Origin of the sequence: Sporosarcina sp. FSL K6-3508, assembly GCF_038615825.1 — a bacterium.
Lineage (GTDB): Bacteria > Bacillota > Bacilli > Bacillales_A > Planococcaceae > Sporosarcina > Sporosarcina newyorkensis.
In genome coordinates, this window is sequence record NZ_CP152016.1 from 2,576,457 (window position 1) to 2,591,931 (window position 15,475).

A 15,475-nucleotide genomic window follows, 5' to 3' on the forward strand; every position below is an offset into this window, starting at 1 on the left:
ATAGTGCAATAGCAAATGTCCTAATTCATGCGCCGAGTCGTTTCTCCTAGTAGATGATTTTTTAATGGCCTTCACATAATATAAGGTTGATCATCTTCTGTCCAAAGACTATACGCATCAATGGTTTTCCCAACTTCTTACTGTCGTCACATAAAAAACATGAAATACTGCCTGTTGCTATATCGCTTAAACATGCTTGAACGTAGTATAATAGTTCATTCAGGGTCGCCAATCGAGTAGTCACGCTGATCCTACACGATTAGAACCTTCCGGAATCCGGATTGGAATGAAATGAATGAATTTAGGAGGATAACAAATGAGTAACGAGGATAATTTCTGGCTTGATTTGCCGAAGCCGTTTTTTATATTGGCACCAATGGAAGACGTCACGGACGTGGTGTTCCGCCACGTCGTCAGTGAAGCAGGAAAACCTGATGTATTTTTCACGGAATTTACGAATACGGAAAGTTATTGCCACCCTGACGGAAGAGACAGTGTGCGGGGCCGGTTGACCTTCACGGAAGACGAACAGCCGATTGTAGCGCATATCTGGGGAGACAAGCCAGAGTATTTTAAGCAAATGAGCATCGATATGAAAAAACTCGGTTTCCGTGGCATTGATTTAAATATGGGATGCCCGGTACAGAACGTTGCGGCAAACGGAAGAGGAGCCGGTTTAATACGGCGTCCTGAACTAGCGGCAGAAATCATTCAAGCTGCAAAAGCCGGCGGGTTACCGGTCAGTGTAAAAACAAGATTAGGTTATATCGAAGTGGACGAGTGGCGCGATTGGTTGGGACATGTGTTAAAACAGGATATCGCGAACCTTTCCATTCACCTTCGTACGAGAAAAGAAATGAGTAAGGTCGATGCACATTGGGAATTGATTCCTGAAATCAAAAAAATGCGAGATGAGATTGCACCAAATACATTGTTGACGATTAATGGAGATATTCCAGACCGCGCAACAGGATTAAAATTAGTAGAACAATACGGAGTCGACGGTGTCATGATCGGCCGCGGTGTGTTCACAAATCCATTTGCTTTTGAAAAAGAACCGAGAGAACACAGCGTGAAAGAACATCTGGACTTATTGCTCCTGCAATTGGAGCTTCATGACAAATATTCAAATGAAATCGGACCGCGACCATTTAAACCGCTTCTACGCTTCTTCAAAATCTATATACGCGGATTCAAAGGAGCAGGCGAATTAAGAAACCAATTGATGGTAACCAGAACGACGGATGAGGTACGCCGTTTAGTGAGACCGTTTTTAGAAATAGAGGAAGAATGAATTAAGCAGCGAAGGTACTTGCCCCGTAAACAATCTTGAATTGTACGGGGCAAGTACCTTTTTTAATTGACTTCCCTCAAACAACCCCGTAGTATATTAACTGTTTACAACACATTTACTTTAATGATTAAACAATATAATAATTAAAGTAAGTAGAAGGAGCATATATATGGAACGGCATATTCATTTTCAAGACTTTGAAAAATGGTTTTGGCAATTATCCAGGAAAATGGAGAACGTATGGAAAGACATTTATACAAAAACCTTTCCTGGCTCACAATCTCGCATAATGTACTTACTTGAACAAAACGGGCCATTGCGAATGTCCGACCTGGCAAACGAATTACATATTACTGCAGGTGCTGTCACGACCGCTTCCAATATCCTTATTAAAAATGAGTATATTATGCGGATTCGAAATGAAGAGGATCGGCGTGTCGTCCATTTAGATTTAACGGAAAATGGGAGAAGGAAATTAAATGAACTGCGGGAGACAGGAAAAGAGATGATGAAACTTGTATTCAAAGACCTGTCAGATGAAGAGCTAAAAAATATGCTTGCCGCTTTTAAACAAGCCTCCGCCAACATAGACTCTATGCAGGATCCCCAGTTTCAAAGGAAGTGATGTATATGACAAGAACCAAAATGTTGAAACCGACCATTTTATCGATCTCCATGGCTACTGTCATGGCGGGCGCAGCCATCTCCCCTGCGCTCGGCCTGATTGCTCAAGCCTTCCCTGAAGCAAGTCCAACGATGATTAAGCTCATCTTAACGGCTCCGTCAATCATGATCATCCCTTTTTCATTTCTATCGAGTTATTTAACATCCAAAATAACAAAACGGATGATTATTTTGATTGGTCTGTTGATTTATTTAATCGGCGGGATCGGCCCGCAATTTGTCTCAACTATCGAATCCATATTAATGCTGCGGTTAATTTTAGGGGCAGGTGTCGGACTCGTCATGCCGTTGTCGATGACATTGATTAATGATTATTTCATCGGCAGAGAACGAACGAAGATGATGGGGTTTAATTCCGCCTTCAGTAATTTCGGTGGGATTATCACGATGTTGCTGGCAGGATGGCTCGCTACTTTCAGCTGGCGTGTTCCATTTAATGTCTATTGGCTAGGGCTTTTCATTATCATTTTAATATTCTTCTTTTTACCGAAAGGGGAAATTCAAAAACCGCAATCACACGAAAAGAAGGTAAAACTTCCTCTTGCGGTATACGGCTATGCGCTCGCAATGGGCGGTGTGATGCTTGCTTACTATTCAATCGCCACCAATATTGCGCTCTATTTAGAGCAGAGTGATTTGGGTGATGCCGCTTTAGCGGGAACGATTGTATCATTCACAACTGTCGGCGGAATGATTACGAGTTTACTTCTCGTTCAAATTGAAGTTATTTTCAATAAATTTGTCATCCCTGTTATGCTCTTTGGGATGGCTGCCGCTTTTTTATTTCTATCTTTCACGCACAGCATCCCGCTTATCATAGTAAGCGTTTGTTTGATTGGATTCGGCCAGGGTGCTATATTTCCGACTATTATCTTACAAGCACTCAACCAGGTAAAGCCGTACCTGGCAGACCGCGTAATCGCCTGGACATCCAGCATGACATTTTTAGGTCAGTTTTTATCGCCGGTTATCCTGGACGGCATCGGTAAAATGGCAAACCAGGGAAGCATCCGATTTCAATACGGCGTACTTTCCGCATCGGTTTTGTTTTTTGTTGTGTTAAGTATATTTTTAATCGCAAGGAACCGGAAACAAGATTATTCTGTAGAATGAGATACATCTAAACAATTTTGTTGAATTTCTCCGCGACGAATTCCATGCAAATCAAAAAGCAGGCATGCCTGCTTTTTGATTTATCCTTATTCTGTTAACTAAAGTATCAGTTATCTCTACATTGATAGATGTACCTTTTTAAACGCCTGCTCCAAAGGATCCCTCAAAGCGGGGGCCAACGACTTCGAATACTCCGCTGTAATATGGTTATTATCTCGATATACAATAATATTCCCAATGACTGGATAGCATGTCTTATCATCACAGAAGTAATCCGTCAGGTCGGCAAAAATGACATTGGAAGGTATACCTTCTGTGTTTTCCCATGGCACGACCTCTGATACGCCTTCTGACCTGTCGATTGCACAATCCAATGGGCTTCTCGCACTTTCTAAACAGGCTGGTATTTTCTTTTTCATGCGGGGATTGTCGCGCACCGCAAAAATCTTCGTAATCCCTTCGAGTTCTTTCCATTGATTGATATAACCAAGCGGCACTTTGTCGCGTTTATTTAAAGTCGCTGTAGTGAATATCAAATCAGGTGGTTCCTCTTTTAATTCCTTGATCAAATTTTCATTCCACTCTAGACACGTTTTGGTTAAATGATTTTCAGGATCTTCATCGGTAAATCGGCAACCGTCATGATTGTACAGATCGATCCGAAAATTCAGCTCTTCCGCCACTATTTCAAGCGCTGGAAACCAGTGTCCTGAATGGGAGCCGCCTACTAAGGCAAGAACATAGTCAGGTTTGTCTAAAACACCATACGAACATTTTCTCACCTCAGTACGATCTTGACCGAGACATTCCGTATCCTCATAGAAACTCGGAATATCCGTCTTAATTGCCAACGGAGAAGGAATCAAATCAAGTCCTTCCGGTGGTTTAACATTATACAGAATCGATTTGGCTCCTGGATAATCTTTATCGTTCTGGGTCAAATTGAGCATGCTCGCCTGTGTTTTCTGTATATACATGGAAATGGAAAATATCGAGCTAGCCGCGAAGACTAGCAAGATGCCTAGCACTGTCACGAAATTCCCTTTCTTCTTATCCCATTTCATCATCAAAAAGGGGATTTCTAGCTGCTTAGTGGAAATGATGGACAATAATAACGTGAACAACAGGATGATAATTCCATCTATGATTGGAACAGTCGTCGTTTTCATAAAAGCATGGTAGAAAATCAACAGCGGCCAATGCCATAAATAAATCCCATACGTAAGACCGCCTAAATAGGTGAAAGGCTTTATGCTCAGCAGACGATCCACACCGAGCTTCGTGCTATTTTCAGCTGAAATCAAAATGAACAATACACCGCTAATTGGAACCAAAGCCAAATAGCCAGGAAACACAGTCGACACAGGTAATAAGATGCCTGTTAGACAAATAATCGCCAGCCCGCCCCATCCGAGGACGGTGTTGAACCTTTTATTGAAAATCAGATAAGGTGAAATTAAGGCGAAGATCCCACCTATGCTAAATTCCCACATCCGTGCGAACGTATCGAAGTATGCCCATGGTTGATTGATATGTGTTTGGTAAACAGAATAAGCCAGTGAACCAGCGAAAACGACAAGCTGCGCAGTTAGAAACGTTTTACGCACAGGTGTTTTCAAGACTTTTTTCGCGATAAAAAAGACGAGACAGATAAAGAGCGGCCAAATAATATAAATTTGCCCCTGAATACCAAGTGACCAATAATGTTGAAATGGACTTGCGGAATTCTCGCGCGCCAGATAATCCACCGAATCAAATGCCAGCCGCCAATTTTCATAATAAAATGTTGAGGCCGCCATATGCGCGATGATTTCGCTCCATTCAATTTTCGGCAAAAATACGAGACACATAAATCCGATGACGATCGAGACGAACATTGCTTGAGGGAACAACCTTCTCGTAATGCCTAGTATGAAATCGAAAAATTTTACGGATCCGGTTTTCTCGATCCTGGACAAAAGGGATAAAGTGATGAGATAACCCGAAATGATGAAAAATATATCGACTCCACCGGATACTCTGCCTAGCCATATATGATAAACAGCGATGAGCAGAGTCGCGATGGTCCGTACGCCTTCAATCTCTGGTCGAAATCTTTTTTTGGTCAATTTTAAATCTGTCATACGCTTTCTCCATCCTATTAACTCTGATACCTAGCCCCTGCGCTAGTCAAACACTATTCTAAAATGCATACACTCATAAATGAACCTGTTTCATTTGCTTGAAAAAAGAATGTGACGCTTGGCATTTCATAGACCAACATAGATTTTACGCAATTGTGCAGACTAGATACTATTTTGTTTCCCCTTCTATTACATATGTGTGTCCATCAATTCATAGATCTCGACTTGAATAATGGGACCCATTTCTTGAACGCGAACATGGAGTCCCATCAGATCAAGTTTTTTATGATCGGGCAGCTTAATTTCAACCGCTCCTGCTTTCTTCCCTACAACATGGAACATATTAGTGCCCTCGTCTCTAGTGATTTCAGCGATCTGCTCGGAGCCTTTCGGCAGTATATGCTTTCCTATATCGTAGTTTGCTCCCAAATCCAATGACGCGTTCGGTCTTTCCTCCAATACTTTAAAACTGAATTTAAAACTTGGAGCTGAACTTACCGCTTCTAATCCGTACCGTACTTCCTTTCCGTCTTCAAAACGGATAGTAGCGATGTATCGACCCGGCTGATCAATCACAATATGGACGTTGCGATACTTCCCTTCACTATCGTCATCGTTGTCGACGCAATCTGAGGGACTGAACGAAAGACATTTCGTGAACTTCATATTATCGGTAATCTTCTTTCCGTCCATCGTGGAAAGGGAAATGTTTTGGACAGGTCCTTTATTCTCCACACCGATCGCAACCGGCGAAGGAAGAAAATCTTCTGTTCGCTCTAACGTCAGCTTCAGTTTTCCGTTTACTTCTTTGACATGTACATAATATTTCCGATAAAATTTCTTATCCGGATTTCCTGAATACACCAATGCGGCCTTGAATGTACCGTCCCCTTCTTTAAGTGGGACTAAATGGATTCTATCTGTTACACCACCGGTTGGTTTGTTTTTTCCTTCCACGGCTTGGTAGATACCGGTATCCTTATGATTGGAATCATACATTTTAAATTGATCCCAACCGAAGTCGCTAGCCTTCACCGTAACAATCTGTGACTTCGCTTCTTCCGTTGCTTTCATCATTTTGGCCGCTTGTCCTCTTGTGATAGATGTGTTCGGGCTGAATCTGTCAGGAGATGTTCCTGTAGTGATACCAAGTCTATAGATCGTCAGAATGTTCGGGTCGTGGCCTACTCCTCGGTGTACATCTTCGAATGGACTTTTATATGAATTGAAGTTATAGCGCGGCAAATCGAACGCTTTGACAAGAATCGAAGCCATCTGCGCCCGTGTGATGGGATCGTTCGGACCAAAACGTCCATCTCCATAGCCGCTGATGATGCTTTTTTCTGCCATGGCTGCAATTGCTTTGTAGTAGCCATTCGCTTTCGGAACGTCTTTAAATCCTGGATCCTTCAATTTCGAAGTATCTAATTTAATAAGCTTTGCAATAATGGCAGCTGCCTGTCCTCGCGTGATAGAGTTTCCGGGTTTGAATGTACCATCCGGATAACCTCCGATTATATTACGTTCTGCCAGGTCATAAACTGCTTCCGCAAAGTGTTTTGACGGCGGTACATCTGAAAATTGTTTTGTACTTGTTGCGAATGTGCCCGATAAAGGCAAGCTGCATAGGAGCAATAACGCTCCGATTATCATAAGTAGTTTCTTTCTCATTCGAACTCTTCCTTTCGTTGGTGCCTGGCTCCCGCTAAAGTCCGCATGCTTTCCTCGAATTATAGCGAGACCTGGCATTCGAAGTTATTTCTTCAGCGTATGTGTCTTTCCTTTCGTGTCTGTCACGATCAGCTGCATTTCCGTAACCCGCATGTCTTTCCCAATGACATTCGAAAGTTTGCTAGTCTTTTTATCAAGCAGACTATACTTATAGACTCCTTTTTTATTGAAGTAGTACATTGTTGAATGATCGAACAGCACAGATTTATTGTTTTGGTTTACCTGTACATGATTAGGTGTAAATGCCACATTATCAAAGATTACACGCGCATCAAAGCCATATTCTTTCTTCTTGCCGCTGCCGTCCATCGCTGTCGAATAAAGGACGAGCGGATCATCTATAACGGGTTTATCGGGGTTAAATGTATAATCAAAATAGCGCTCTTCATTCTTCTCATTTGTATAATAAATCCGGTCATTCCAAATGAACATATTGCGGAATGTATAGCCATACGGCTGATTCATCAACACTAGATTCTGACCGTCTGTTTTCACTTTCATCAACCCGTACGCGATAGGTAGTTCGCTCATCTCTCCGACCGCTGACCAATAAGGAATGAAGATTTCGTCATTGTATACGATGAGTTGGAAACCTTTCAGCAAGTGCACTTGGAATGTATCATCGCTTGGGATATTTTCTGGAATTACAATGGCTTCGCGTTTGCCTGTCTTTAAATTCTCCTTAAACAACTTGGAATTATACCCTTCTTTAGCAATAGTGTACGAGAATCCATTCTGTTCAACCGTCTTGCCTTTTACGCCGACATATGAATGATAGGCGCTGAGTTTCTGCGAATCATCGAGCGCTCGTACGAGAAATGCTGAGAATTGGGCGCGTGTAACGTAATCTGCCGGCATATATTTACCTTTCGAACCACCAGCAACCCGCTGTTTCGCGATTCCATTAATATCCTGATAAGCCCAGTGAGCCGGAGTTACGTCAATAAATGTTGCCTGTTTATCGAGCGGCATATTAAATGACCGACGCAGAATCGCGGCCATCTGTGCACGTGAAGTTTTCTCTCCGGGACGTATATAGCCGTTATCGCCGCGTAAAATTCCTAGCTCATTCATTGTCGCTAAGACCTGATAGTGAGGAGATGTTTTCGCCACATCCTTAAATTCAGTAGACGTATCCTCCGACAGCGAAAGCTTCAGTGCTTTGGCAAGCATGGAGGCTGCCTGTACCCGCGTGATCGGCTGATTTGGTTTGAACGTGCCGTCCGGATAGCCGCCAATAATATTGCGGTCGGATAAATATAGGATTTCTTTCTTTGCCCAATGCGTATCTACATCTGAAAATTGAGCAGCTGCACGCGCTTGGATTGGAGCAGCTGAGGTAACGAGTAACAAAGTCATCAATGCAGCAATAAATTTACTTTTCATTTGATAGTCTCCTTTTAAAGTTATTTGCACAAAAACGTATAAAGATTGAATTTCGCACGGATATCTCCATTTAATCACGGTGAATGTGTGGAAAACCAAGTTGGCGTGCCAAAATGGCGAGCGGTTGGTTGACGGCTTCTATTTTTGAACAATTGCCAACCTGATTTTCCTCAGCAAACATCGTTTTAGTTAATCTGCTATCAGCCAGCGTCCCGAATCCGCATCACGCTTCATCGTAAACACATGCTCTGCGACGCCTTCGCGTCCATATTGATAGCGAATTTCTACTTCATTTTCGGAAACAGGGTACACTTTCCGATAGGAGGCTTCCAAAAATAGCTCACCTAATCGGTTGATTTGAGTAAATGCCGGTGTTTTCGACAAATTATCCAAGCCTAAAAGCGAGTCGTATAAATACAAATCGAAATATTGTTCCGGTGTATATTCCTCGCTAAGCTCTCCGGCCAAATAATCCAAATACATCGAATTTGTGCGCTCCTCTGTCGCAATGCCTACCACTTGCCCGTAAATTTTGTGCACCGGCGTAATCGTCCCACCTTGAACCGTTTCCCTTGCCGGAAAATGGTTCAATAAAAAATACTCCCGCGCATTCAACAGCTGATCGTAACCCCCTGCAATCGTGATCTCTTGGTCTTGATAACGCTCCATAATTTCAGATCGCAGCGGTTTCCCATTTACTTTCAGCTGTCCTTTTTCAAGCACGACACGATCACCCGGGACCGCAATGACCTCGTAATAGACATCATCATAGGTTGGTAAATGGCTTGTCGTATTTGTCATCGTGCGCACAATATCACCGGCCTGATACACAATATCATCAAACAGATTTGTTTTACGCTCCATCACTGTATGAAAAGTATCTGTACTCCCGTCTAATAAAAATGTCTCTTTATTTATATAATGCAGATCGTCGACTTGATCAAAATGGGGCAGTTCGGCAAATTCTTCATAATCAATCACTGACAGTTGCTGTTTTTTCTGCAATGCAGAAATTTGTGCCAAGTCATTTAACGGATCATACGGAATACCGGGCCCCTCATCAGAAGAAAGCAAATCAGAAGGGTTCAAAGTGACCATAAGGAGTATTGCAACTATAGGAAGCGCTGCTGTGACAAACAGCACTTGCCATGAAAACCTCTTAGCCGACGGCCGTAGTTTCTCATGTACACGCTGTTTTACCCGCCTTTCCTGCTCCGACGTATCGCCCATCATTTGATCTAGCTTCTCTTTGAAATCGCTCAATTCTTCACTACCTCCCCGTCCTCTTCATCAAAAAATTCCTTTAGTTGCTGCTTTGCCCTTCGCAGTCGTGTTTTCACCGTATTTTCATTCAGTTGCAAATAAGTTGCGATTTCCGTTATGGATTGCTCATCATAATAAAATAATATTAAGGGCTCGCGGTATTTTAATGGAAGTTGGAAAAGATTTTTTTCAAGTGAGGCCAGTCGCTCTTGCTCAAGCACTACCTCTTCTGCACCTTTTACCGAAGTACTAATCGTTTCGAACAGCACATCTTTTTTATGCTTCCAAGAACGCAAATAATCTTTCGCACGATTGGCTGTCATTTTAGTCAAATATGTTTTCAGTGAAGCTTCATTGCGAAACTGGTCACTCTTTTGAAAATACGTTACAAATACTTCTTGTACAATATCCTCAGCTGTCGACCAATTTTTAACGTACAAATAAGCGATGCGTATTAAATAACGCGAATGCTCATTGATTAATTGATCAATTTCATTCATTTACGAAACCTCACCCTTTTCTATTGCCACGTCATGTCCCCATCCACATACGCCGCAAACTGCTCAAATGACCTTTTTTCTGTCATTCCAAATCGACTTACTTCATAATTCGAAACGTCTATAGTTGCATAGCCTTCGGTGGTTGTAAAGCCAATTAATAGCCCTGCCTCTTTAGCCGCCGCGATAAATTCTTCATTATAATGTCCATATGGATAGGCTAATGATACGGCCGCCGGCACTTGTTCCATATTCCGCTGCAAGTCCGCAAAAATCTCTTCTTTTACATGTTCTAGCGCAATTCCAGTACCCAATTCTTTATTAAGATTATGCAGTCCATATGTATGCGCTTCGAGTTGGAAAACATCTGTTATCTCTTTCATTTCTTCAGCTGTCAAAAACTGTATCGGACCTTCCGCGTCATAACGTTGTATGCCTTGCGCTCTGTATGTACGAGAAGAGATAATGTGCTGAAGCGCGGTAAACCCATATTGCTTCAAAATCGGATACGCATATTCTTTTGATGATAATAAGCCATCATCGAAAGTAATGAGCACCGCCTTGCCAGGGACAACGAGACGTCCTTCCAAATAATCATAAAGCTGCTGTGCCGTCAGCGTCTCAAATTGACGCTCCGCCAAATACCCCATCTGCTGCTCAAAATTTTCTAAAGAAACGGTACTTGCCATTGTTTTCATCCAATCACGGGGCACGATATGATGGTAGACAAGAACCGGCAACCCTTCGTCCAACACAACGGAGCGCTTGTCAATATATCCCGGCCGTTCACCGATTTTTACGATATACCAATCTTCTTCCTCCTGTACGATTGGATAGCGATAACCTTCTTCCAACTGGGCCAAGACGGTACTCTGTAAGTCCTTATCATTATAAACCGCCGTCTTTCGAAGCGTTTTTACCGCAGCCAACCGCTCCGTTTGTACAAATACCGGCAGCTTCTTTTTTTCAATCGTCCCCTGACCCTTACGAACAAATACCGGCATTTTTCCTAACCGAAGCTCATAATACTCCTCATCTTCACCTGTAATGGCAACCGGCTGATTCGCCTCCAACTCGCCAATTCGAATGAAAGTCGCTCCCTTCATATATATCGGCTGGCGCTCTACAAGTGTCAGTACCCGCTCAAATTCTATCTCTTCAACTGTCTCTTCTTTTTGAATAAGTTGCGCAAACACTCTTCCAGACTGCTCATCAACAAATGAAGCCACAGCCATATTCCATTTTGCGCCACCCCCCATTATAAATAAAATCAAGCCAATAAGTAACAGCCCAATAAAAACCATTTTCTTCATACCTATACCTCCACTGTCATCTAAGCAACCTACAGACGGAGATTTTCAGAAAAAGTTTCAAATGTTTTTAAAAAGATTTTGGAGAATGGCTGGATTTCATGAAAAGGTGTTTGATTGCGCTCTCCCGTTCCATTCAATCTCCTCAACCGAAACTGTATACTCCTGATAAATATCACTAAAAAACGTCTCATCAATCAACTCACGCAAAACACCGCTGAAATAGCCCGGTAAATTGCGGATACGCTTTGTTTTTGTCGCCATTACACTGATCCGCATTGCACGATAAGCCAAATCCTCGAATACTTCCTCCTTGCCTTTATAAATTCCGAACTTCAACATGCGTCCCGTGAGCGCCCTATAAATCCCAAAGAACTCACGTGTTTTGGCACTATCTCCAGTCAACGACAATATATCTTTCATCTTCGTAAAAAGAGTTGTGGATAACTTTTCACCAGCAGGGTGAGACGTCTTTATAAAGTCTTTAGTGTTTTGAGATTTATAGAAAGAAGGTTCTTTTTCCAAAACCGCCTCAGAAACCACGTCCTAATTAGGCTCGGTCACCTCAACGCCCCTGTCCAAATTCCTCTGGTCATTGATGGGCAAAATAACATAAATATTTGCTCCCAAGCCGCTCATAACAGGCCTGACATAATGAATCCGCTCGATAATCTGCAGTTTCTCCAGTTTGCGGAGAGTCCGTCTGACCGTGGAATTCGACAAGCTGAGTTTCGTTTCAATCGTCTGGTGTTTCAAGTGGGCAGCCAAGTAAATCACTGAATAACATCGAATCATTTCAAGGACAGCGCGGTCGGTCTTGTTTATCGCATTCCAATGAAGGTCTATATGCTGGCGTGCCGCAGCGTCCATTTCGATTTTGTTCTGGAATTTCGCGTACTGAGAAAGATAATGTGTCATGAGAAAAACCCCTTTTTCTTTCTATATAGAAAGGAGGGCCAAAAGAGATACACATACATGAAACTATTTTTCAAATTGTTCTAGCGGCAATTGGCGGAGCTGTTTAGGAAAGGGGCTCAGTAACGGGCAGTCCCCTGTCACTTTGCTTGTATGATTCACTACTCAGTTATGTTAAAGTTATCCTAATATTCTATTAAAAACTAAGGAGTGAATAGGATGGGGAAATTATTAAATAAAGTGGCGGTCGTAACTGGAGGAGCTCAAGGGATTGGTGCTAAAATCGCAGAAAGACTATTGGAAGAGGGGGCTACTGTAGCGATGTTGGATACCAACTTCAATACTCTCGAACAGACAGCCAACAAGCTGGATGCTTCAGGAGAACGTGTTCTTACGCTGAAATGCAATGTAGCGGATCAAACAGATGTAAAAGATACATTCACAACCATTTACGAGAAGCTTGGCAAGATTGATATTCTGATCAACAATGCAGGTATCACAAGAGACGCATTCTTTCATAAAATGACGCCAGAGCAATGGCAGTCCGTCATGGATATCAACCTAAATAGCATGTTTTATACATGCCAAGCCGTCATTCCAAGCATGCGGGCACAGCAGTACGGAAAAATCGTCAATGTTTCTTCCACCTCCAGCTGGGGCAATTTGGGACAGGCGAATTACAGCGCGTCTAAAGCTGGAGTGATTGGCTTGACGCGGACATTGGCTAAAGAAAACGGCAGCAAGAGAATTACTGTAAATGCGGTCGCACCCGGACAGATAAATACCGACATGACAAAAAATCTACCGGAAGATGTTAAGAGGATGGCTACGTTATTAACACCGGTGGGCCGGATGGGAGATCCATCTGAAGTGGCATCGGTTGTCTCCTTCTTGTCATCGGATGATTCGAGTTTTGTTACCGGTGAATGCATTAGCGTCAGTGGTGGATTTTTGATGGTTTGATCTTATAAATACCGGTCGAAATGAATGCTGGATCGTTATTTGACCTGCAAGCAATTAATGTGAAAGCTACAGATTACTAGAGGTGTGATTTATGTTAAAAAAATGGAGTTTTTGGATTGGCGGGGGTGTGCTAATTATTGCAATGGTAAGCTTGTTCTTTGTTAATAGAGCGAGTGAAGATCCGGTGCTTGCTATGAAGATTGTAGAACAAGCAAAAAGTGGTACAACAGAAATCCCCCTGTCCACTTTAACTGATTTCGACTGGGATCGGGCATTGGTCTATGGGCCCTATACGACCGTAGATGTCATAGAGGATTCTTTGAATGTTAAGTTTAAGGGCAACATCAATGGTCTAGATATTAGGGAGGATATGTTTCTGCTTGTATTTGCTAAAGGGGATCATGCGGTTAAAACAGCAGTGCTTTCAAGAACAGGGGTTAGTTATTATGAACAGAATGGGCTGCTGACACCGGAGAAGGATGTGTTGATTGTTAAGTGATAGCGGAAGTAACAATGACGCCCTCCAACCGATTTCCAGGTTATCCTCACTTCTTCAATTCTTCTCGTGAAGATGTAGTTCTTATGTAACCTAATAAGTTTCAGTCACAAACAATAGAAAGTTGCTTTTCTATAAAATTTATATGGTATAATTAGATGGTTTTAGCAAGGTAAAGTTAGTTATTAGTAGTAGATTTGTTTTCTGCTTTACAGAATGAAAATTCCTAAAAATGAAGAAGTGAGTACTAGGTCTCTACCCAATTGAGTGAATAATCACAAAACAGGTGGCGGTTTGGCCCCAAATATACAATTAATCCTTCCGATTACGTATCTCGTCGGAAGGATTGTTTTGTGGTGTGTTCATTTCCAACTTGTGTGCAGACCTGGTACTTTGATATGGAGAGGTTAACGTGAAGACAAAATGGATGTTCGCTATCATGGTTTCAGTCTGGATAATATGCGGCTATATTTTATGGGAAGATTGGAAGGAAAGAGATCAGGCGCTCCCTGTTACAGTGCATGAAGAAGAAACTGAAGAAAAACTAGAACAAATAGCAGTAAACATTGCAACGATCGGCATGATTGGAGATGTGCTGTTGCATTACCCAATCAACACGTATCCAAGTTACGATTTTGCATTTCAAGAAGTGAAAGAGAAGATGATGGGTATTGATTTCTTAATCGCCAATCAAGAATCCATGCCGGGGGGTGTTGAGCTGGGTCTGTCCACCTATCCGAAGTTCAACAGCCCAAAACATATCATTCAAGATCTTCAAAGCGCAGGCGTTGATATGATTTCATTAGCCAATAATCATACATTGGACAAAGGAGAAATCGGCGTCCTGAAATCCATTCAACATGCGAAAGAGTATGCGATGCCATATGTCGGTGCCTATCAGTCTATCGAGGACCAAGAGAATCAAAGGATTGTTGAAGTGAATGGGATCCGAATCGGCGTGTTGGCGTATACATACGGAACGAATGTCGGATTGGCTCCCTATGGAAAAGAGTATTTGGTCAACATGGTGGAGCGTGTGAAGATTGCAGAAGATATACAAAGGCTTAAACCTTCTGTGGATGTCACTGTAGTCTCTCTGCACTGGGGACCGGAATATGTGTTGAACACCTCGGACACACAAGAAGAACTTGCGGAGTTTGTAGCGAAAAACGGAGCTGATATTATTTTCGGTCATCACCCGCATGTTTTACAACGATACGGAGAAGTCGGAAATGCGAAAGTCTTTTTCTCGCTCGGCAACTTCTATTCCGCACAGCCTTTTGAATACACAAACTTTGGAGGCATTGCCCGGCTTACGGTAAAAAAGGAGAAGACAGGCGATACAACAACAGTTTCGATTGATGATCCCCGTTTATTCCCCACTGCAGTCATCAAGGATGAACAGAATCGTTTTAAAGTGGTGCCGCTGCGAAATGCCAACCATGTGATTAGGTATACCGATGAGTGGGTGGAAGATCATGTTGGTGTGCCAGATTGGTGAGTGGGTGGAAATGCTACACATGTATTAAAAGTATATTAAAAAGGCACTATATCCAGAGGCCAGTGTTTTGAAATGGAAAATGAGTGATTCGTTAGTTATGTACCTTAAACCGGCTAAGTATTTCTTTGATTAATGAAAGGCCTTTAACACCTAGCCTATTTAACGATTTGGGCACCAATATGTGAAAGTGAGGAGCAAG

At 42.4% G+C, this 15,475-nt stretch carries 14 protein-coding genes; 6 read left to right on the top strand and 8 right to left on the bottom strand.

Annotated features, from left to right (window positions below; translation table 11 throughout):
- The first annotated feature begins 316 nt into the window (after positions 1 to 316).
- From MKX97_RS12830 to MKX97_RS12840, 3 genes are all read left to right on the top strand, one after another.
- Entirely contained in the window at positions 317 to 1,294 is a 978-nt protein-coding gene (locus tag MKX97_RS12830) for a tRNA-dihydrouridine synthase (RefSeq protein ID WP_342536127.1), read from the top strand.
- A gap of 169 nt (positions 1,295 to 1,463) precedes the next feature.
- Positions 1,464 to 1,919, top strand: coding sequence for a MarR family transcriptional regulator (locus MKX97_RS12835; RefSeq protein ID WP_078818008.1), 456 nt, complete (start codon positions 1,464 to 1,466; stop codon positions 1,917 to 1,919).
- A 5-nt stretch (positions 1,920 to 1,924) separates the two neighbouring features.
- Positions 1,925 to 3,091 carry an MFS transporter gene (locus tag MKX97_RS12840; RefSeq protein ID WP_342536128.1) on the top strand — a complete coding sequence of 389 codons (1,167 nt, stop codon included), beginning with the start codon at positions 1,925 to 1,927 and terminating at the stop codon, positions 3,089 to 3,091.
- Positions 3,092 to 3,207: 116 nt separating this feature from the next.
- On the opposite strand, the gene MKX97_RS12845 is transcribed toward MKX97_RS12840, so the two are convergent.
- The 8 genes from MKX97_RS12845 to MKX97_RS12880 form a co-directional block, all read right to left on the bottom strand.
- Entirely contained in the window at positions 3,208 to 5,214 is a 2,007-nt protein-coding gene (locus MKX97_RS12845) for an acyltransferase family protein (RefSeq protein WP_342536129.1), read from the bottom strand.
- Between the two features lie 189 nt (positions 5,215 to 5,403).
- A complete protein-coding gene (locus tag MKX97_RS12850; RefSeq protein WP_340759865.1) occupies positions 5,404 to 6,885 on the bottom strand; it encodes an S-layer homology domain-containing protein in 1,482 nt (493 codons plus the stop codon).
- Positions 6,886 to 6,969: 84 nt separating this feature from the next.
- A complete protein-coding gene (locus MKX97_RS12855; protein ID WP_342536130.1) occupies positions 6,970 to 8,331 on the bottom strand; it encodes an S-layer homology domain-containing protein in 1,362 nt (453 codons plus the stop codon).
- A 189-nt stretch (positions 8,332 to 8,520) separates the two neighbouring features.
- Positions 8,521 to 9,594: a S26 family signal peptidase gene (locus tag MKX97_RS12860; protein WP_340759867.1), complete on the bottom strand. Its 1,074-nt coding sequence runs from the start codon at positions 9,592 to 9,594 to the stop codon at positions 8,521 to 8,523.
- Positions 9,591 to 10,094, bottom strand: a complete 504-nt coding sequence (locus tag MKX97_RS12865; RefSeq protein WP_340759868.1) for a sigma-70 family RNA polymerase sigma factor — start codon at positions 10,092 to 10,094, stop codon at positions 9,591 to 9,593. Before MKX97_RS12865 ends, MKX97_RS12860 begins: the two co-directional genes overlap by 4 nt.
- Before the next feature lie 20 nt (positions 10,095 to 10,114).
- Positions 10,115 to 11,404: a polysaccharide deacetylase family protein gene (locus MKX97_RS12870; RefSeq protein WP_221835794.1), complete on the bottom strand. Its 1,290-nt coding sequence runs from the start codon at positions 11,402 to 11,404 to the stop codon at positions 10,115 to 10,117.
- A 96-nt stretch (positions 11,405 to 11,500) separates the two neighbouring features.
- Positions 11,501 to 11,926, bottom strand: a complete 426-nt coding sequence (locus tag MKX97_RS12875; protein WP_342536131.1) for a hypothetical protein — start codon at positions 11,924 to 11,926, stop codon at positions 11,501 to 11,503.
- A 21-nt stretch (positions 11,927 to 11,947) separates the two neighbouring features.
- A complete protein-coding gene (locus MKX97_RS12880; RefSeq protein WP_342536132.1) occupies positions 11,948 to 12,319 on the bottom strand; it encodes a hypothetical protein in 372 nt (123 codons plus the stop codon).
- Positions 12,320 to 12,535: 216 nt separating this feature from the next.
- Between MKX97_RS12880 and fabG the strand changes: the two genes are divergently transcribed.
- The 3 genes from fabG to MKX97_RS12895 all read left to right on the top strand — a co-directional run bounded on the left by fabG (position 12,536) and on the right by MKX97_RS12895 (position 15,276).
- Positions 12,536 to 13,279: a 3-oxoacyl-ACP reductase FabG gene (gene fabG / locus MKX97_RS12885; RefSeq protein ID WP_078818001.1), complete on the top strand. Its 744-nt coding sequence runs from the start codon at positions 12,536 to 12,538 to the stop codon at positions 13,277 to 13,279.
- Between the two features lie 91 nt (positions 13,280 to 13,370).
- A complete protein-coding gene (locus tag MKX97_RS12890) occupies positions 13,371 to 13,778 on the top strand; it encodes a hypothetical protein (protein ID WP_078818000.1) in 408 nt (135 codons plus the stop codon).
- A 409-nt stretch (positions 13,779 to 14,187) separates the two neighbouring features.
- Positions 14,188 to 15,276 carry a CapA family protein gene (locus tag MKX97_RS12895; RefSeq protein ID WP_340759871.1) on the top strand — a complete coding sequence of 363 codons (1,089 nt, stop codon included), beginning with the start codon at positions 14,188 to 14,190 and terminating at the stop codon, positions 15,274 to 15,276.
- The last annotated feature ends 199 nt before the right edge of the window (positions 15,277 to 15,475 follow it).